Below are 19,708 nucleotides of genomic sequence, written 5' to 3'. Positions count from 1 at the left end.
AATTACCTACGCGTCAAACCCCGCGCAAATCCCCGAGAAGGCAACGATCACAACCCGAAGCTCCTGGTACCGATGCTTCCGGCGCCGTCTCAGCCGTAGGTACCGGGATCGGGGTGGGCGTGCCGGGCGGAGCGGCGGCGACCGTGACGGTCTGCGACGCGGACTGCGGCCCCTGGGTCACGGTGATCGTGTGGGAGCCCGCGGTGGTCGGGATCCAGGTGGTGTAGAAGCCGGTCATGAAACCCTGGAACCCCGAGCACTGAATCGGTTAGCCGGAGTTGCGCAGGGCGGTGGCGAGGCCGTTCATGGTGAGCAGGATGCCGCGCTCGACGAGTTCGGAGGTGTCCCCCGCACGACGGCGGCGGAGTAGCTCGACCTGGAGTTGGTTGAGCGGTTCCAGGTACGGGAAGCGGTTGTGGATGGACTCGGCCAGGGCCGGGTTGTCGGCGAGCAGTTCGTCGGCGCCGGTGATGGCGGCGTGCATGCGCGCGGTGCGGGTGAACTCGTCGCAGATCATGCGGAAGACGGTGTCGCGCAAGGCTTCGTCCGGCACCAGGTCCGCGTAGCGGGCGGCGATGTCCATGTCCGCCTTCGCCATCACCTGAGCCAGGTTGGACATGACCGTGTTGAAGAACGGCCAGCGGCGGTACAGGTCCGACAGGGTGGCCAGGCGCTCGGGGTCGTCGCCGATCCACTGCTCGAACGCGGTCCCGGTGCCGTACCAGCCGGGCAGCATGACCCGCGACTGGCTCCAGGCCATGACCCACGGAATGGCGCGCAGGTCGTAGACGGAGTCGGTGGGTTTGCGCGAGGCGGGGCGGCTGCCCAGGTTCAGATCCGCGACCTCGGCCACCGGGGTGGAGGCCCGGAAGTACTCGACGAAGCCCGGGGTCTCGTGCACCAGTTTCGAGTACGCGATGCGCGCGGATTCGGCCAGCTCGTCGAGGATTTCGTAGGCGGGCTCGGCCTCCGCGCCCAGCCCCTCCACATCCAGCAGGGTGGATTCCAGGGTGCCCGCGACCAGCGCCTCCAGATTGCGGTACGCGGTGCCGGAATCGGCGTACTTGGTGGAGATGACCTCGCCCTGCTCGGTCAGCCGCAGCGCGCCGCGCACCGCCCCGGCCGGCTGGGCCAGGATGGCGTCGTAGCTGCGGCCGCCGCCGCGGCCGACGGTGCCGCCGCGACCGTGGAAGAGCCGCAATCGGATTCCGGTCTTGCGGGCCACGTCCACCAGGTTCTGCTCGGCGCGGTACAGCGCCCAGTTGGCGGCCAGGTAGCCGCCATCCTTGTTGGAGTCGGAGTACCCGAGCATGACCTCCTGCTGCATGCCGCGCGCGGCCACCAGGCGGTGATAGGCGGGCACTTCCAGTGCGGCCGAGAGGATGTCGGCGCCGTGGCGCAGGTCGTCGATCGTCTCGAACAGCGGCACCACCCCGATCGGGCTGGACGGCGCGGTGTCCGCGTCGCCCGGATCGAGAATGCCCGCCTCCTTCAGCAGCAGCGCGGCCTCGAGCATGTCGCTGACCGAGGTGCACATGCTGATGATGTAGTTGGGCACGGTGTCCGGGCCCAGATCGTCGAGCGCGGTCCTGGCGGCGCGCACCACCGCGAGCTCCTTGGCGGCCAGGTCGCTCAGCCGCGCGGCGGACCCGATCAGCGGTCGGCGCGTGGTCAATTCGGCCGACAGCAGCGCCACGCGCTGGTCCTCGTCGAGCGAGGCGTAGTCGGGATGCACTCCGGCCCAGGCGAACAGCTCCGCCACCACCTGCTCGTGGGTCTCGGAGTTCTGGCGCATGTCCAGGCCCTGGAGGTGAAACCCGAAGGTCTCCACGGCCGATCGCACCGAGGCCAGCTGGTCGTCGGCCAGCAGTCCGTCCCCGGACGCCCGCATGGACGCGTCGACCACGCCCAGATCGGTCAGCAATTCCCCCGGCCCGTCGTAGGGCACCGCCCCGGCGTCGATGCCGTCCACGGGAAGCTCGCCCAGCGCCCGGATCGCGGTGGCACTGAGCCGGGCCCGGATCGCGCGCACGGCCCGGCGATACGGCTCGTCGGCCCGCTGCGGCGACTCGTCGAAGCCGGCGTCGGCCAGCGCCGCCAGTTCCGGCGTCACCGGTACCAGCCGCGCCGACTGCGACAGGGTCTTCTCCAGCTCGACCAGCGCGCTCAGGTACCGCTCGAACGCGACCGTGCCCGCGCGGTGGGTGGCGCGGTGCACCACGTCGGCGGTCACATTGGGATTGCCGTCGCGGTCGCCGCCGATCCACGAGCCGGGCCGCAGGATCGGCCGCGCCAGCAGGTCGTGCCCCGGCCAGCGGGACCGCAGCGCGGCCCGCACCTGGTCGTTGATGCGCGGGATGACGTCGAACAGCGTGAGGTCGTAGTACCGCAGCCCCACGTCGATCTCGTCCTGGATCCGCAAGCGCGCCAACCGGATCAGCGCCGCCCGCCACAGCTGCAGCACCTGGCGGCGGATGTCGACCTCGAGTTCGGCGAACTCCGGCTCGTATTTGTTGTAGCGCTGCCGCTGCCGCATCAGGTCGGTGATCTTGCCCTGCACGTCGAAGATGGTGCGCCGCCGCGTCTCGGTCGGATGCGCGGTGATGACCGGCGACACCAGCGCGTCCGACAGCAGGTCGGCGACCACCGCCCCGTCGGGCCCGGAGGCGTCGAGTTTCTGGTAGGTGGCGGCCAGGCTGGAGTCCTGCGGCGGCTCCCCGGCCGCGACGTGCACCGCGCGCCGGCGATCGCGCTGCAGGTCCTCGGCCAGATTGGCCAGCAGCAGGAAGTGACTGAAGGCGCGGATCACCGGGATGGCGGTGCGGATGTCGACATCGCGCAGCATGTCCGCGACCGCGCTGCGCTCCACCTCCGAGCGGCGGATCCGGAACGCCTCCACCCGGACCCGTTCGATCAGGTCGAAGATCTCCGGGCCCTCGTGGTCGCGAATGGTGTCCCCGAGAATGCCGCCGAGGAACCGGATGTCGTCGCGCAACGGCGCGGTCGCCGTCTCGATCTGATTCGCCTGCACTACGTTCACCTCTCCGAGTTCGGCTTCTGCTCAACCCATCCGGCGCGGCCCGATGTCGAACCGGTTGGGTTCCGGCCCGATTCGCACCCGCGCGTACAGCACCGCCGCGCCGTCCGGCGAGGCCAGCACCGGTTCGCACTGCAACTCTCGCACCTCCGGCAGGTCGTCGCAGAGCGCCGAGATCCGTTGCGCCAGTTCGGCCAGCGCGCCCTTGTCGACCGGCTTGCCGAGATCGCGCCCGCCGACGGTGCCCGACAGCAGCGGGGCCGCCCGGGGCGCGTCGATCAGCTCGGCCGACTCCGCCTCGGTCAGCGGCAGCGCCCGGTACACCCGGTCGCCGAGCAGGTCGATGATGGTGCCCGACAGGCCGAAACTGATGACCGAACCGAACGACGGGTCGTCCTGCACCCGGAAGGTGCAGCCCACACCCTTGGTGGCCATCCGCTGAATGTGCACCGGATTACCGGAGATCTCCGCCAGATCGGTGAACGCCCGCCGCACGGCGTCGGGCCGCCACAGGTCCAGGCGCACCCCGGTGAGGTCGGGCCGGTTGCGCCAGATCTCGCCGGTGGCCTTGGCCGCCACCGGGAATCCCAGTTCGTCGGCGGCCGCCACCGCGGCGTCGGCGTCGCGGACCTCCCGGAACTCGACCACGTCGATCCCGTAGCAGCCCAGCAGTTCCGCGGCCTGCAGATCGGTGAGCCACGCGGTCGTGTCCTCGGACATCCACCGCGCCACCAGCTCCCGCGCCCGCGCGGTGTCGGCGCCGCCCGGTCGGGCGATCGGCGACAGCGGCCGGGTGCGCCACTCGGCGTAGCGCCGCGCCCGCCCCAGCGCGCGGGCGGCCCGCTCCGGATCGCCGTAGGAGGGAATGGAACCGCGTTCGAGGATGCCGCCCAGCCCGCGGGTGGCGAGCAGGTTGGGCATACCCTGATCGGCGACGAAGGTGGTGAGCACCGGGGTCGCCGGATCCGATTGCGCGCCCGAGCGAATCGCCTCGGCGAAGGAGGCCACGGCGGCGGGCACCGGCGGCGAGTAGATGACGATCACCGCGTCGACAGTCGGGTCGCTGGTCGCGGCGGCCACCGCGGTCAGGTAGTCCGCCGGACCGGCCTGCGGCCCGAGGTCGGTGGGCTCGTCCACGGTCAGGCCCTCACCGCGCGCCGCGTCGACCGCCAGCCAGCTCAGCGCGGCGCTGTTGCCGATCACCGCCAGCCGCGGCCCGGCGGGCAGCGGCTGATAGGCCAGCAGCATGGCGCAGTCGAACAGCTCGGTGATGGAATCGACCTGGATGATCCCGGCCTGCGCGAACAGGTTGCGCACCAGCGAGCGATCCAGATCCTGATCCCCGTCCACCCGCGCCGCGTTGCGGCCGCTGTTCACGGCCACAATGGGTTTGGTGTGCGCCACCCGGCGCGCGATGCGGGAGAACTTGCGCGGATTGCCGAAGGTCTCCAGATACAGCAGCACCACATCGGTGTCCGGGTCGCTGTCCCAGTACTGCAGCAGGTCGTTGCCGGAGACGTCGGCGCGGTTACCGGCGGAGACGAAGGTCGACAGCCCCAGCTGCCGGGCCGCGGCCTCGCCCAGGATGGCCGCGCCCAATGGGCCCGACTGGCAGAAGAATCCGATCCGCCCACGCCCGGGCAGCACCGGAGCGAGGGTGGCGTTCAACGCGATCGCCGGATCGGTGTTGGCGATGCCGAGCGCGCTCGGACCCACCACCCGCATGCCGTGCGCCCGCGCGGCGTCGACCAGATCGCGTTCGGCCTGATAACCGTGCGGACCGGTCTCGGAGAATCCGGCGGTCAGTACCACCAGACCCTTGACGCCCTTGGCCATACAGTCGTCGAGCACCGATCCGATCTCGGTGGCCGGCACCGCGATCACGGCCAGATCGACCTCGTCGGGGATGTCACGCACCGTCGGATACGCGCGCACTCCGCGCACCGCGGTGCGGTTGCGGTTCACCGGGAACACCGGCCCCTGGTAGGCCCCCGAGAGCAGGTTGGCCAGCACCGCGCCACCCACCCGGCTGGTCGACGGGGTCGCCCCGATCACCGCGATGGACTTGGGCGACAACAGGTTTCCGACGCTGCGCGCCTCCGAGGCCCGCTCGCGCGAATCCCGCACCGACAGCAGCGCTTCGGTGGGGTCGATGGCGAACTCCAGGTGCAGCACCGACCCGTCGCGACTGCGCTGCACCTGATAACCGGCGTCGCGGAACACCTGCACCATGGCGTTGTTCTCGGCGAGCACCTCGGCCACGAAGGTCTCGATGTCGTTCTCCGCGGCCGCGCCCGCCAGGTGTTCGAGCAGGATCGAGCCGAGCCCGCGGCCCTGATGCTCGTCGGCGACCACGAACGCCACCTCGGCCGCGCGCGGTCCCGGCCGGTCGGCCAGGTACTCGTAGCGGCCCACCGCGATGATCTCGTCGCCGAGTTCGGTCACCAGCCCGACCCGGTCGCGGTAGTCCACGTGCGTGGTCCGGTAGAGGTCCTTGGGCGTCATCCGCGGGTACGGCCCGAAGTAGCGCAGGTAGCGGGTGCGGTCGGAGAGCGCGGTGTGGAAGCGCTCCAGCGCTGCGGCGTCGTCGGGGGTGATGGGCCGCAGCCCGACCACGCCGCCATCGGAGGCCAGCACGTCGGCGAACCAATGCTCCGGCGGCGGAGGCGGATTCACCGGGGTGCCGGGGGTGTCCGGCGGCAGCGGCGGGCCCGGTGCCGGAGGCACGCTGCCGTTGCCGGACACGGCGGCCGGGTCGGCGGAGTGGGACGGGTCAGTCACGGGGATCCTCCGGATCCAGGCCGAGCAGGCCGAAGCTCGCCCGGCGCGTTGCCAATACGGATGTGTCGAGGGCCCGGCGGGCGCGGTCCACGCGCTCGTCGCCGGTGTCGCGGCCGCCGCCGGGGCCGTCCCAGCGCGCGAACGAAGTGTCGCCCCCGTCGCCCATGGTCTCGGGCACCGCCACCATGGGCGCGTAGCGGCCGACCAGTTCACGCCATTCGGGCGGGGTGGCGGTCGCGGGGTCGATGGTGCGATCCAACGCCGTGGCCAGCAGGTGGGTCCAGGCCCGCGGCACCACCCGGATCAGGCCGTACCCGCCGCCGCCCACCGCCAGCCAGCGGCCCTCGGCGTACCGGTCGGCGAGCTCGCGCATGGCCAGGAAGGCGGCGCGCTGACCGTCGATGCTGAGTTCCAGATCGGCCAGGGGATCCTCGCGGTGGGTGTCGACGCCGCACTGGCTGATCACGATCTGCGGCCGGAACGCCGCCAGCGCGCCCGGCACCACGGCGTGGAACCCGCGCAGCCACAGCGAATCCCGGGTGCCGGGCATGATCGGCAGATTGATGGCGGTGCCCTCGGCCGCTCCCATGCCGGTCTCCTCCGGCCAGCCGGTATTGGGCCACAGGGTCGCCGGGTGCTGGTGGATGGACACCGTCAGCACCCGCGGGTCCCCGTAGAACACCCGCTGCACCCCGTCACCGTGGTGCACGTCCACATCGAGATAGGCGATGCGGTCGAAACCGTTGTCGAGCAACCACGAAATCGCCACCGCTACATCGTTGTACACACAGAACCCCGCTGCCGAGGCCGGCATGGCGTGATGCATACCACCACCGATGCTCACCGCCCGGCGGGTGTGCCCGGCCGCGATCGCCTGCGCGGCGGCCAACGTTCCGCCCACGATCACCGACGCCGCCTCGTGCATGTGCGGGAAGACCGGGTTGTCGGCGGAGCCGAGCCCGTAGGGCGGGGCGGTGGGCACCGAGCCCAGCGGTGGCCGCGCATGCTTGACGGCCTCGATGTAGTCGTGGGTGTGGACGCGCAGCAGCTCTGATTCACCCGCGGCGTCCGGTGTGAGTTGTTCCACGCCGTCGAGCAGGCCCAGTCCCTCGGCCAGCGCCATGGTGAACTGCAGGCGCACCGGTCGCATGGGGTGCTCGGGGGTCCAGGTGTAGTCGAGGAATCGATCGGTCCATACGACCGTTCCATCCACTGCGAGGTTCGGTTCACCACCAGCTCGGCCAGGCATACCTGCCACGCTAATGCGTCGCGCCGGTTCGTAGGCTTGGCACACCGCGGTGCCCGCCGGGCTGTCGTACCGGGATGGCAGGCTGCCACCGAGCAAACCTGCTGGGAACACGCTGCCCGTCCTGGCTGTTGACCGTGCGTTCGCGAAATAAGCTGTCGCCCGGTGCAGCCGCCGTGCATGGGTAGAATTCGTGCCGACGAAGGGGTTTAACAGGTGAAGGATCTGGTCGACACCACGGAGATGTACCTCCGTACCATCTACGACCTCGAGGAGGAGGGCGTCACGCCGCTGCGTGCGCGCATCGCCGAACGCCTCGAGCAGAGCGGCCCGACGGTGAGCCAGACGGTCGCGCGGATGGAGCGCGACGGTCTGCTGAACGTCGCCGGTGATCGCCACCTCGAACTGACCGAGAAGGGCCGCGCCATGGCGGTGGCGGTGATGCGCAAGCACCGGCTGGCCGAGCGGCTGCTGGTCGACATCATCGGTCTCGAGTGGGAGAACGTCCACGCCGAGGCCTGCCGCTGGGAGCACGTGATGAGCGAGGAGGTCGAGCGCCGCCTGGTCGAGGTGCTCAACCACCCCACCACCTCCCCCTACGGCAATCCGATTCCGGGCCTGGACGAACTGGGCATCGATCCCGCCGCCGGGTCCGAGGAGAAGCTGGTCCGGCTCAGCGACCTGCCCGCCGGGCAGGCCCAGGCCGTGGTGGTGCGCCGGCTGTCCGAGCACATCCAGACCGACCCGGAGACCATCAACCAGCTCCGGCAGGCCGGTGTGGTGCCCGACGCCCGCGTCACCGTGGAGAACAAGCCGGGCGCCGTGGTCATCTCGGTGCCCGGGCACGAGGGATTCGAACTGTCCGACGAGATGGCGCATGCCGTCCAGGTGAAGTTGGTCTGATCCGTGAAGCTTCTGGTAACTGGCGGCGCCGGCTACGTGGGCGGCGTGTGCGCGCAGGTTCTGCTCGAGGACGGCCACGAGGTCGTGGTCGTCGATGATCTGTCCACCGGCAACGCCGACGGCGTCCCGGCCGGGGCCAAGTTCGTCGAGGGCGATATCGCCACCGTCGGCACCGAACTGATCGCCTCCGAATCCTTCGACGGGGTGCTGCATTTCGCGGCCCAGTCGCTGGTCGGCGAATCGGTGGTGGCGCCGGAGAAGTACTGGCACGGCAATGTGGTCAAGACCCTGGCCCTGCTCGAGGCCATGCGGGCGGCGGGCACGCCGAAGCTGGTGTTCTCCTCCACCGCGGCGGTGTACGGCGAACCGGAGCAGGTGCCGATCGTCGAGGACGCCCCGAAGGCGCCGACGAATCCCTATGGCGCGTCGAAGCTGTCCATCGACTACGCGATCACCTCGTACGCGGCCGCGCACGGCCTGGCCGCGACCAGCCTGCGCTACTTCAACGTGGCCGGCGCCTACGCCGGGCTCGGCGAGAACCGTGTGGTGGAAACCCATCTCATCCCCCTCGTCTTGCAGACCGCGCTGGGTCATCGTGAATCGATCTCGGTATTCGGCACCGACTACCCGACGCCGGACGGCACCGCGGTGCGCGACTACATCCACATCCGCGATCTGGCGCAGGCGCATCTGAAGGCGCTCGAACAGTCGCAGCCGGGTGCACATCGCATCTTCAATCTGGGCAGCGGCACCGGTTTCTCGGTGCGCGAGGTCATCTCGGCCTGCGCGCGGGTGACCGGGCTGCCGATCAACGCGGTCGACGCCCCGCGCCGCGCGGGCGACCCGGCCGTGCTGATCGCCTCCAGCGCCAAGGCCATCGCCGAACTCGGCTGGACGCCCGAGCACACCGATCTCGACGAGATCGTCTCCGACGCCTGGGAATTCCTGCGCTCCCTCGGCGACCGCGCGCACAGCGCCCGCTGAGCCCTTCCGGACCGGCCCGGGGTCCGCGGTGTGATCACCGCGGCTCCGGCCCGAGGCGCACGCCCAGATCGGCGGCGGTCTCGCGGCCGGAGTCCGCGAGCCGCAGCAATCGCTCCGGCGGCATGCCGGTCTGCAAACCCAGTTCCAGCAGGGTGGCCATGCGGTGCCGCGGATCCGCGGTCAGCGCGGCGTCCAGCGCCACACCGGCCAAAGGACCGTCACCCCGCGTGTACGCGCAATAGCCCAGCAGCGCTGCCGCTTCGGCGCGATCCGGATCGGGCAGCGCCCGGGTCAGCTGGGTCCACAGTGCTTCCGCGCCGTCGGCGTGCGGGCCAGGGGCCAGCCCGAACATGATGTCGCGCAGCGCCGGATCCCGGAGCGCCACGGCCAGATCCGCCAGCTCGGCCGGGGTGAGCCGCATCCCGGCCTCGACCCGCTCGAGACTGCCCAGCACTCGGCACAGTTCGAGCCGCAGTCGCACCCGCGGATCACCGTGCCGCGCCAGTCCGGCCGGCCGCCGGGCCGTGGCGGCGGCCGCGATCTCCAGGGCGGCGGCGGTCGCGTCCCGCGCTATGGGGTCGACCGCGAGCAGGTCGGTCAGCTCCCGACGGGACCCGCGCAGCGGGCGGCCGTCGAGGACGTGGCGCAGGGTCACCATCGAGGTCGCCGGATCGTGCTGGAGCCCGCGCGACCACGGTCCCGACAGCGTCCACCATGGCAGTTCCGGCCCGATGGCCTGGACCGCCCAGGCTCCGGCCAGCGGCACCTCGTCCGCGTCGAGCCGATGTTCCAGGGCGGCAACGAGATCACCGTGCTTGCGCGCCCGCACCCCCGCGTGCCGCCCGGTGGGTTCGGTCGCGCGGTCGTCGATCACCAGGGCCAGCGCCGCGACGGCCCGGTGCCGCACACAGATTCCCGCGACCCGCTCGACCAGCAGGCCGGTCGCGGATCGGCCCCGATTGTCCAGATCCATGCGGGTGACCACCTCGACCGCCGCGGCCTCCGGCGCCTCCGGGTCCGCCCGCAGCACGGCAACCACGAGTGACCGCGCGGGCATGAAACCGAGCATCGCGGGGACGGCGGCGATCAGGTCACCGGGTTCGCGCAGCCTCGGCCCGCACTCCCCCGGATCCTCGAACGGCGGGTCGGCCGCGGTGTCGGGGCGATCGGACAGCCCGGGCGCCGGGCGCGGCCCGGGCTCGGCGAGCGGAGCCGGCTCGACGGGCGGGGTGGGCTCGACGGGCGGGGTGGGCTCGATGGACGGCGTGCGCTCGATGGGTGCGTTCATGCCGTCGAGCGTGCGCCCGGCCGCCACCCGCCCCTGATCGTCGACCTCGGGTTTCGCTGGGGCTGTGGATGATTCATCGCGTCGATCGCGCGTCGTGGAGTGCTCGGCGTGGCCAGGGAGCCGCAACCCGAACTGTGTCGGTGCCCGTTGTTATCGTGCGCCCGCCCGCGCGGCCGCCGTGTCCTGGGCCCCGCGCCGAGCCCTCGGGACACAAACCTGAAATGCAATCATTTCATTTTCCCTGCCCGGCCGCGTTTCCGCTGCTAGTGTCCGCCTGGCACTGCCCCGCGGCAGCGCCGGAAGGAGACCGTGCGCAACGAAAGACGCCTAGGCGCGCCGGGACTCGGCCAGGATCGCCAGGTAGTGCGGATTGGACATGATCCCCAGGACATTGCCGAACGGGTCCACCACCGAGGCCGTCACGAAACCGGTGCCCTCGCCGCGCTCGATGATCGGCTCGTGCACGGTCGCTCCCATGCCGAGCAGCCGCTCGAAGGTGGCCGCGACATCGTCGACGTGCCAGTTCACGATCTGACCGCCCGGGACATCCGGGTGCGAGGGCGCGAACTTGCCCGCGATGATGCCCAGTTCGGCCTGGTAGTCACCGATGCGGAACTCGTAGTACCCGCCCGGCACGGCGAAATACGGCTGCACGCCGAGCAGTTCGCTGTACCAGTCCTTGGCCGCCTCGAGATCGTCGGCGAAGTAGTTGACGGTGGCCATTCCACGCAGCATGGCGGTTCTCCTCGGTTGGTTCAGCTGGTTACCACACCATCGTCGCGCACAAAGTGCTCACCGAATGAGCACTTTTCCGGGCAGAATTCCGGATATGCGCGCGGATCGATTGGTAGCGACCCTGCTGTTCATGCAGACCCGGGGCCGGGTGACCGCGGCCCAGGTGGCGGCCGAACTCGAGGTGTCGGTGGCGACCGCCCGCCGGGACCTGGAAGCCCTGTCGACGGCCGGTGTCCCGGTCTACCCGCAGCCCGGACGCGGCGGCGGCTGGGCGCTGGTCGGCGGCGCGCGCACGGACCTGAGCGGTCTCACCGGCCCCGAGGCCCAGGCGTTGTTCCTGCTGCTGGGCCCGGTGGCCACGGCGAGCCCGGCTACCAAGTCCGCGCTGCGGAAGCTGTTGCGCGCCTTGCCGCCCACCTTCCGCGACACCGCGGAGGCGGCGGCGGGCGCGATCGTGGTGGACCCGGCCCGCTGGGGCGAATCCGACGACCGGCCCCCGGCCCTGGTGGACGAGCTGCAGCGGGCGGTGGTGCGTCGCAGCCGGATCCGGCTGCGCTACGACCGCGCCGGGCAGCGGACCGAGCGGCAGGTCGATCCGTGGGGCCTGGTCGACAAGGACGGCATCTGGTACCTGGTCGCCGGAACCGAGCGCGGGCAGCGAACCTTCCGCGTGGACCGTATCGCGAGTGCCGAGCCGACCGGCGAGATCGCTTCCCGGCCGGAGGATTTCGACCTGCCGACCGCCTGGTCGGAGGTGGTCGAGGAGGTCGAACGGCAGCGCTCCTCGCTCGCGGCGACGGTGCTGATCACCGCCGAGCTGGCGCCAGTGCTGCGCAAACAGCAAGGGCGGCACTGTGTTCTGGACGGCCCCACCGCCGACGGGCGAGTCCGGGCCACGGTCACCGCGCCGACGGCGCTCATGATCGCCCAGCAGCTGGCGGGCTGGGGCGCGGCCGTGGAGGTGGTGGAGCCGGAATCGGTGCGCGCGGAGCTCGCGCGCCTGGGCGCGGAGCTGCTCGCCCGCTACCGTACCAGCGAGTAACCGCTTCCCTGTTATGCGATAACCGAATGATGTTGCAGCAGTGGCGATTTCGTGAACTTTCACAGTCCGCCACTGTTACAGTCCGCCCGGCGCGACCCCTTCAACGCGCCGAAAGGATTCTCCGTGAGTAAACAGCTCTACCCAGATCTACGACGGCCCGCCGCCGGTGCGACGGCGGCCGTCGCGCTCGCCGTGGTGGCCGGTTCCATGCTCGCCGCTCCGGCCAACGCCTCCATCGATGGCGTCCAGGTCGCCGGCCTCACCAGCGACAAGCCGTGCAGCGTCGCCGACGGTTGTGTCATCCAGGCCGCGCTGGGCGGCGCCGACCAGCTGACCCCGGTCGACTTCCTGGTGAACGGCGCGGTCATCGGCACCCTCACCCCCGTCTCCTACGGCGCCGGCGCGGCCGCGAACCTGGCCTGGCACCCGGCCAATGACGGCACCTACACCGTGGGCGTCCGACAGGGGCTGAGCACGGTCCAGACCGTCTACATCGTCGGCAAGGGCGGAACCTGCCCGCCGATCTCCTCGCTGATCCCGGGCTCGTCGGGTGGTTCGGCGGGCACCGGTTCGGGCGGCAGCGGTTCGGCGGGCAGCGGCTCGGCCACCGGCTCGGGCGACAGCGGCTCGGGCACCGGCTCGGGCGGCAGCGGTTCCAACTCGGGTTCGAACCAGCCGCTTCCCGCCTGCTGATGGGGTCCGGGAGCCGAGCAGGCAGGGTCGGCTCCCCTTCCCGCGGCTTCCCGGTCCCCGGGGACGCTCAGCCCTTGCGCACCTTGCGGACGGCCGCGGTGAACAGGGTGTCGAGCGCCTCGGTATCGGAGGTGGACCCGGAAGTCATGTACGTCACAGCGACCCGCACCTCGCCGACCTGACCGATGAGCGTCTGCATGCTGCGGGTTAGGCCGTCGCGGTTCTCCGGACCGCCCGGCCGATTCTCCGGTCCGACCGTGCGCCGCAGGGCGAGCGAGTCGTCGGCGATGACCGGTGGCGGCGGATCGAGCTGTGTGGTCACCACCGAGGTCACCCCCGTGTGCCCGACCTTCACGGTCCCGCACTGCCGCAACTGATCTCGCAGGGTCGACAGCGGCTTGCCCGGCCGGGTCAGCACCACCGTGAGCGTCGCCTGACCGTGGTCGTCGGTCCCGACCGACACGGCCGGACCGGTCTTCGGCGCGACCGGCGCGCACGCGCTCGGATCCACCTGCGCCCCCGGCAGATACCCCTCGAGGTCGTAGGCGGCCTGGGCCGCGGTCTCCGGCGACAGCACGACCGCGGTGTAGCGCGACGGGAACTTCGACGGATCGGGCAGCATCGCGGTGAGCGTCTGGTCGGCGGTGGCGACCGGCGCCGGGTTGCGCACGGCGGTCGGATGCCCGGTGACCGTGGTCCCGCACGCCGCCAGCACCGTGCCCAGCGTGACGATTCCCACCGTCCGCGCGGTCCTGCGGGTGCTGCGTACGGGGGGTGCGGAGGGCTGGGTCACTCGGCCCACTATGCCGAAAAACGGCTGTTCACACCGAATGCCACGCCGCGCGCCGGGACCGCGGGAATGCGGGTCCGGGTTCGGCGTGTTGCACAGCGGGTGCGGGTGCTGCGCACCTGTCACGGGCATGAGGGACAATGGGGTTGGTCGCGAAAGTGGGCCACGCAGGAAGGAGTACGCGATGGACTACGAGTCGCGAATGTACGAGCTGGAATTCCCGGCTCCGCAGCTGTCCTCTCCCGACGGCTCGGGCCCGGTCCTGGTGCACGGCCTCGAGGGTTTCACCGACGCCGGACACGCGGTACGCCTGGCCACCTCGCATCTGAAGGACAGCCTCGAGCACGAACTGGTCGCCTCGTTCGACATGGACGAGCTGCTCGACTACCGCTCGCGGCGGCCGCTCATGACCTTCAAGACCGATCACTTCTCCGACTACACCGAGCCGGAACTGAGCCTGTGGGCCCTCAAGGACACCGCGGGCACGCCGTTCCTGCTGCTGGCCGGGCTGGAACCAGATCTGCGCTGGGAACGGTTCGTCACCGCGGTGCGCCTGCTGGCCGAACAGTTGGGCGTGCGCCGCACCATCGGGCTGAGCGCGATCCCCATGGCCATTCCGCACACCCGCCCGCTGGGCGTCACCGCTCACGCCTCGGACTCCGACCTGGTCGGCGAGCATCAGCGCTGGCCCGGTGAGCTGCAGGTGCCCGGTAGCGCGTCCTCGCTGCTGGAATTCCGGATGTCCCAGCACGGACACGAGTCGGTCGGCTTCTCGGTGCACGTGCCGCACTATCTGACCCAGACCGCCTACCCGGAGGCTGCGCAGACGCTGCTGGAGAACGTGGCCGAGAACGCGGGCCTGGAACTGCCGCTGGCCGCGCTCACCGACGCCGCCGCGCGGGTGCGCGAACAGGTCAACGAGCAGATCGCGGGCAATTCCGAGGTGGAGACCGTGGTCGCCGCGCTCGAGCGGCAGTACGACAGCTTCGTCACCGCCCAGGAACGCCAGTCCAGCCTGCTGGCCAGTGAGAACGATCTGCCCACCGGCGACGAGCTGGGCGCGGAGTTCGAGCGCTTCCTGGCCGAGCAGGCCGGGTTCGCCGACGGCGACGGACCGGAGAACCCGCCGCTGCGGTAGTGGTCGTTGCGGGATTACAGGGCGCCGACCGGTAACGTCTGTCGGCGTGCAGCTGTCCGAATTGGTTCCCGACCGTGCCGTCTCCGACGTGGACCCGGACTGGTTGTACGAGACCTTCGCCGACTGGGCGGGCTCGGAGGGCCTGAACCTGTACCCGGCGCAGGAAGAGGCGCTGCTGGAACTGGTGACCGGGTCCAACGTCATCCTCAACACCCCGACCGGGTCGGGTAAGTCGCTGGTCGCGATCGGCGCGCACTTCGCCGCGCTCAACAAGGGCGAGCGCAGCTACTACACCGCGCCGATCAAGGCGCTGGTGAGCGAGAAGTTCTTCGCGCTGTGCGAGGTGTTCGGCGCCGACCGGGTCGGCATGGTGACCGGTGACGCGGCGGTGAACCCGGACGCGCCCATCATCTGCGCGACCGCGGAGATCCTGGCCAATCTGGCGCTGCGCGAGGGCGCGGCGGCCGATGTCGGCCAGGTCATCATGGACGAGTTCCACTACTACGCCGATCCCGATCGCGGCTGGGCGTGGCAGGTGCCGCTGATCGAGCTGCCCAAGGCGCAGTTCCTGCTCATGTCGGCCACCCTCGGCGAGGTCGACTTCTTCGCCGAGGACCTGACCCGGCGCACCGGCCGCGAGACCGCCATCGTGTCCGGTTCGGAACGGCCGGTGCCGCTGAGCTTCTCGTACGTGCGCACCCCCATCACCGAGACGCTCGAGGATCTGGTGACCACCAGCCTCGCGCCGGTGTACGTCGTGCACTTCACCCAGGCCGCGGCCATGGAGCGGGCGCAGGCGCTGATGAGCGTGAACATGTCCTCCAAGGCGGAGAAGGACGCCATCGCCACGGCCATCGGCGAATTCCGTTTCGCCACCGGCTTCGGCAAGACGCTGTCGCGGTTCATCCGCCACGGCGTGGGCGTGCACCACGCGGGCATGCTGCCCAAGTACCGCCGCCTGGTCGAGAAGCTGGCGCAGGACGGGCTGCTGAAGGTGGTGTGCGGCACCGACACCCTCGGCGTCGGCATCAATGTCCCGATCCGCACGGTCATGCTGACCGGGCTCACCAAGTACGACGGCGTGCGCACCCGGCGGCTCAATGCCCGCGAGTTCCACCAGATCGCGGGCCGCGCCGGGCGCGCGGGCTACGACACCCTGGGCACCGTGGTGGTGCAGGCCCCCGAGCACGAGGTGGAGAACGCGCGCCTGATCGCCAAGGCCGGCGACGACCCCAAGAAGCTCAAGAAGGTCCAGAAGAAGAAGCCGCCGGAGGGTTTCGTGTCCTGGTCGGAGGAGACCTTCGACCGGCTGGTGGCGGCCTCGCCCGAACCCATGGTGTCGCGGTTCAACGTGACCAACTCGATGCTGCTGAACGTGATTGCGCGCAAGGGCAATTGCTTCTACGCCATGCGGCACCTGCTGGAGGAGAACCACGAGCCGCGCGCGGCGCAGCGCCGGCACATCCTCAAGGCGATCCGGCTGTACCGGGCGCTGCGCGACGCGGGGGTGGTGCAGCAGCTCGACGAACCCGACGCCGACGGCCGGCACGCCCGGCTGATGGTGGATCTGCAGCGCGACTTCGCGCTCGATCAGCCGCTCTCGCCGTTCGCGCTGGCGGCGCTGGAACTGCTGGACAAGGAGTCGCCGACCTACACCCTCGACGTGATCTCGCTCATCGAGTCCACCCTCGAAGATCCACGCCAGCTGCTGATGGCCCAGCAGCACAAGGCGCGCGGCGAGGCGGTCGCGGAGATGAAGGCCGACGGGATCGAATACGAGGAGCGCATGGAGCTCCTCGAAGAGGTCACCTGGCCCAAGCCACTGGCCGCCGAACTCATCGAGCCCGCGTTCGAGACCTACAAGGCCGGGCATCCGTGGGTGTCGGAGTTCGAGCCCTCCCCCAAGGCCGTGGTGCGCGAGATGGTCGAGCGGTCCATGACCTTCGCCGAACTGGTGTCGGGCTACGAGCTGGCCCGCTCCGAGGGCGTGGTGCTGCGGTACCTGGCCGACGCCTACCGGGCGCTGCGGCGGACCGTGCCCGAGCAGGCCCGCACCGAGGAACTCGACGACATCACCGAATGGCTGGGCGAGCTGATCCGGCAGGTCGACTCCAGCCTGCTCGACGAATGGGAGCAGCTCACCAATCCCGGCGCCGAGGGCGACGAGCAGCAGGTGGCGTTCGGGGCGGAGACGGTGCGTCCGATCTCGGCCAACGAGCGCGCCTTCCGGGTCCTGGTGCGCAATGCCATGTTCCGCCGGGTCGACCTGGCGGCGCTGCAACGCTGGGCAGCACTCGAGGAGCTGGGCGACGACCTGGACTGGGAGGCCGAATTGGGCCCCTATTTCGACGAGTACGCCACCATCGGGACCGGGCCGAACGCCCGGGGCCCGAAACTGTTCCAGGTGGAACAGCGGCCCGGCTTCTGGCATGTGCGCCAGGTGCTCGACGACCCGGCCGGCGATCACGGATGGTCGCTGGACGCCGTCGTGGATCTGGCGGAATCGGACGCAGCGGGCGAAGTGGTCTTCGACGAGGTGTCGATCAGCGCGGGGTGAGTGCAACCCCCGTCACACCGGTTCGTTTTTCGAGGCCGAACGCTGCTATTCTCGCGCACTGTTGCCGTTTTCCGGCCGGCCCACCGAACCACGGAGAGTTCCCTTAGATTGACCGATCGAAACCTGCCCGAGTCACCCTGTCTGGTCGTCGACCTGAACCGGGTGCGCGCGAACTACCGCGCACTGCATGCCGCTCTACCCGCGGCGCGAATTCGCTTCGCCGTCAAGGCGAGTCCGCTACCGGAGATCATCCGGCTGCTGAATGACGAGGGCGCCGAGTTCGACGTCGCCAGCGTCGGCGAGATCGAACTCTGCCTCGCGCAGGGCGTCGATCCGGCCGTCATGTGCTACGGCAACCCGATCAAGAAGGCCTCGCAGATCGCCACCGCCTACGCGGCGGGTGTGCGGCGCTACGCCTTCGACACCGAGGACGACCTGGAACGCATCGCCGAGCATGCGCCGGGCTCGGAGGTCGAGTGCCGGTTCCTGTCGTCGGCGCCGCAGTCGCAGACGCCGTTCGGCACCAAGTTCGGCTGCGCGCCGGGCGAGGCCGCGCGGCTGCTGGTGCGGGCGCACGACCTCGGGCTGAAGGTGGTCGGTCCCTACTTCCACGTCGGCTCCCAGCAGCTGGATCCGAAGGCGTGGGGCATCGGCATCGAGCAGGCCGGAGCCATCGCGGAAGCGCTGGCCGTCAAGGATATTCCGGTCACTGCGGTGAATATCGGTGGGGGACTGCCGATTTCGTATGTCGATCCGGCTCCGGGGGTCTCGGAGCTGGGTGCGGCGATCGCCGATGCGGCGGCCCGCTATCTCCCGGAACACACCGCCCTGGTGGTGGAGCCCGGTCGCGCCCTCGTGGGCAACACCGGCGTGATCCACGCCGAAGTGGTGAATGTTCGCCGAGCGCCGGACGGGCGGCGCTGGATATACCTCGACATCGGCCGCTACAACGGCATGGCCGAAACCGAGAACGAGTACATCGCCTACCGATTCGAAACCGATCGGGACTCGGATCCGAAGGACGAGGCGGTAGTCGCCGGTCCTACGTGTGATGGCGACGATGTACTCTATCAACGCACGCGTGTCCTCCTTCCGACCACGTTGCGAGCCGGTGATCCCGTTCGGATCCTCGAGACCGGCGCCTATACGGCGAGCTATTCGTCGGTGTCCTTCAACGGTTTTCCGCCACTGACAGTCCATGTCACTGGCGCTGAGCGAGAGTGAGTTTTAGCCATGATCACGGCAGAATTCACCGGCTGGCACGTGCTGGCCGAGTTCGGTGGTGTCGACGCTGGCCTCTGCGACGACCTGGAACGACTCGAAACCGCGCTTCGAAAATCGTTGGTCGCCGCGGGGGTGACCATCTGCGATGTCGTGCGCAAGAAGTTCGAGCCGCAGGGTGTCACCATCCTGGCCCTGCTCGCCGAGTCGCACGCCTCGATCCACACCTACCCTGAGTCCGGCGACATCTTCGTCGACGTATTCACTTGCGGCAGCATCGGTTCCGGCGCCACCAAGGCCGTCGAACTGCTGCAGCAGGAGCTGTCCCCGGGGTCGGTCAACATCGAGGTCATCCAGCGCGGCCACACCGCCCGCCGGATCCACGAGCCGGTCGGCGAGGGTCTGACCCGGGTGTGGAACACGACGGAAACCATCGTCGACACCAACACCCCGTACCAGCACATGGTCATCGCCAAGACCGAGCAGGGCATCTCCCTGTTCTCCGACGACGACCGTCAGTCCACCGAGTTCTCGCAGCTCACCTACCACGAGGCCATGCTGGTCCCGGGGTACGCGCTGGCCGCGAAGCTGGACAAGGTGCTGATCATCGGTTCCGGTGAGGGTGTCGCCTCGCAGATGTCGGTGGCCGCGGGCGCCTCGCTCGTCGACCACGTCGACATCGACCAGCTGGAGGTGGAGCTGTGCGCGAAGCACCTCCCCTACGGCTACTCCGAGGCCGACCTGGCCGAGGCGGTCGCGCAGACCGGCCCGATCAAGATGCACTACGCCGACGGCTGGGACTTCCTGGCCAAGGCCGAGGCCGCGGGCGTGCGCTACGACATGATCTGCATCGACCTGCCGGACGAGCGGGTCGAGGACGCGCAGCACAACCGCCTCTACGAGGACGACTTCCTCAACCGCTGTAAGGCGCTGCTGGCTGAGGGCGGCGTGCTCGCCGCGCAGGCCGGCTGTCAGACCATGTGGCGCAACGAGACCCTGAAGCGTTCGTGGAGCCGGTTCCACAACCTGTTCGAGACCGTCGTTCCGTACGTCAGCGACGAGCACGAGTGGACGTTCATCTTCGGCACCCCGGCCGCCGTCGCCGATCCGGTCGCGAAGATGACCGAGACGCTGTCGACCCTGCCCTACAAGGCCGAGACCATCGACGAGCGGGCCCTGGTCCGCGGCGCGATCGAGCCGCACGCGCTGCGTGCGAGCGTGACCGTCTAGTCGATCAGCTCCGAAACGAATCGGCGCGCCCACCCCGGCGGTGGGGGGGGCGGGGGTTTTTTT

At 70.1% G+C, this 19,708-nt stretch carries 14 protein-coding genes; 8 read left to right on the top strand and 6 right to left on the bottom strand.

Features of this window, described 5'->3' with window-relative positions:
• Positions 1–268: 268 nt before the first annotated feature.
• The 3 genes from ppc to ABZ382_RS25390 form a co-directional block, all read right to left on the bottom strand.
• The gene (ppc, locus tag ABZ382_RS25400; protein WP_357093430.1) at positions 269–3,031 is read right to left on the bottom strand and encodes a phosphoenolpyruvate carboxylase; all 2,763 of its coding nucleotides are present in this window, start codon (positions 3,029–3,031) and stop codon (positions 269–271) included.
• A gap of 30 nt (positions 3,032–3,061) precedes the next feature.
• Entirely contained in the window at positions 3,062–5,713 is a 2,652-nt protein-coding gene (locus tag ABZ382_RS25395; RefSeq protein ID WP_357094074.1) for a GNAT family N-acetyltransferase, read from the bottom strand.
• Between the two features lie 97 nt (positions 5,714–5,810).
• Positions 5,811–7,067, bottom strand: a complete 1,257-nt coding sequence (locus ABZ382_RS25390) for an acetoin utilization protein AcuC (protein ID WP_357093426.1) — start codon at positions 7,065–7,067, stop codon at positions 5,811–5,813.
• A gap of 213 nt (positions 7,068–7,280) precedes the next feature.
• On the opposite strand from ABZ382_RS25390, the gene ABZ382_RS25385 reads away from it, so the two are divergent.
• Together ABZ382_RS25385 and galE are read left to right on the top strand one after the other, a co-directional pair.
• Positions 7,281–7,967 (top strand): iron dependent repressor, metal binding and dimerization domain protein, encoded by a 687-nt coding sequence (locus tag ABZ382_RS25385; protein ID WP_357093423.1) that lies wholly within the window; start codon positions 7,281–7,283, stop codon positions 7,965–7,967.
• Between the two features lie 3 nt (positions 7,968–7,970).
• Entirely contained in the window at positions 7,971–8,951 is a 981-nt protein-coding gene (gene galE / locus ABZ382_RS25380; protein ID WP_357093421.1) for a UDP-glucose 4-epimerase GalE, read from the top strand.
• 34 nt (positions 8,952–8,985) lie between these two features.
• Here galE and ABZ382_RS25375 read toward each other — a convergent pair whose 3' ends face one another.
• Both ABZ382_RS25375 and ABZ382_RS25370 read right to left on the bottom strand, forming a co-directional pair.
• Positions 8,986–10,239 carry a DUF4192 domain-containing protein gene (locus ABZ382_RS25375; protein ID WP_357093418.1) on the bottom strand — a complete coding sequence of 418 codons (1,254 nt, stop codon included), beginning with the start codon at positions 10,237–10,239 and terminating at the stop codon, positions 8,986–8,988.
• Between the two features lie 327 nt (positions 10,240–10,566).
• Positions 10,567–10,974 (bottom strand): VOC family protein, encoded by a 408-nt coding sequence (locus ABZ382_RS25370; protein ID WP_357093415.1) that lies wholly within the window; start codon positions 10,972–10,974, stop codon positions 10,567–10,569.
• A 94-nt stretch (positions 10,975–11,068) separates the two neighbouring features.
• On the opposite strand from ABZ382_RS25370, the gene ABZ382_RS25365 reads away from it, so the two are divergent.
• Positions 11,069–12,016 (top strand): YafY family protein, encoded by a 948-nt coding sequence (locus ABZ382_RS25365; protein WP_357094072.1) that lies wholly within the window; start codon positions 11,069–11,071, stop codon positions 12,014–12,016.
• Positions 12,017–12,139: 123 nt separating this feature from the next.
• On the top strand, positions 12,140–12,709 hold the full coding sequence (locus ABZ382_RS25360; protein WP_357093412.1) for a hypothetical protein: 570 nt from the start codon (positions 12,140–12,142) through the stop codon (positions 12,707–12,709).
• Between the two features lie 67 nt (positions 12,710–12,776).
• On the opposite strand, the gene ABZ382_RS25355 is transcribed toward ABZ382_RS25360, so the two are convergent.
• On the bottom strand, positions 12,777–13,448 hold the full coding sequence (locus ABZ382_RS25355) for a sensor domain-containing protein (protein WP_357093410.1): 672 nt from the start codon (positions 13,446–13,448) through the stop codon (positions 12,777–12,779).
• 235 nt (positions 13,449–13,683) lie between these two features.
• Between ABZ382_RS25355 and ABZ382_RS25350 the strand changes: the two genes are divergently transcribed.
• The 4 genes from ABZ382_RS25350 to speD all read left to right on the top strand — a co-directional run bounded on the left by ABZ382_RS25350 (position 13,684) and on the right by speD (position 19,645).
• Positions 13,684–14,637, top strand: coding sequence for a PAC2 family protein (locus tag ABZ382_RS25350; RefSeq protein ID WP_357093407.1), 954 nt, complete (start codon positions 13,684–13,686; stop codon positions 14,635–14,637).
• A 46-nt stretch (positions 14,638–14,683) separates the two neighbouring features.
• Positions 14,684–17,194: a DUF3516 domain-containing protein gene (locus ABZ382_RS25345; protein ID WP_357093404.1), complete on the top strand. Its 2,511-nt coding sequence runs from the start codon at positions 14,684–14,686 to the stop codon at positions 17,192–17,194.
• 123 nt (positions 17,195–17,317) lie between these two features.
• Positions 17,318–18,418 carry a type III PLP-dependent enzyme gene (locus ABZ382_RS25340; protein WP_357094069.1) on the top strand — a complete coding sequence of 367 codons (1,101 nt, stop codon included), beginning with the start codon at positions 17,318–17,320 and terminating at the stop codon, positions 18,416–18,418.
• Between the two features lie 12 nt (positions 18,419–18,430).
• Entirely contained in the window at positions 18,431–19,645 is a 1,215-nt protein-coding gene (gene speD, locus ABZ382_RS25335; protein ID WP_357094067.1) for an adenosylmethionine decarboxylase, read from the top strand.
• Positions 19,646–19,708: the final 63 nt, after the last annotated feature.

This window comes from Nocardia sp. NPDC005825, from assembly GCF_040630175.1.
Classification (GTDB): domain Bacteria; phylum Actinomycetota; class Actinomycetes; order Mycobacteriales; family Mycobacteriaceae; genus Nocardia.
The sequence above is the reverse complement of the archived record's forward strand: the minus strand, read 5'-3'. Positions and strand labels throughout refer to the sequence as shown.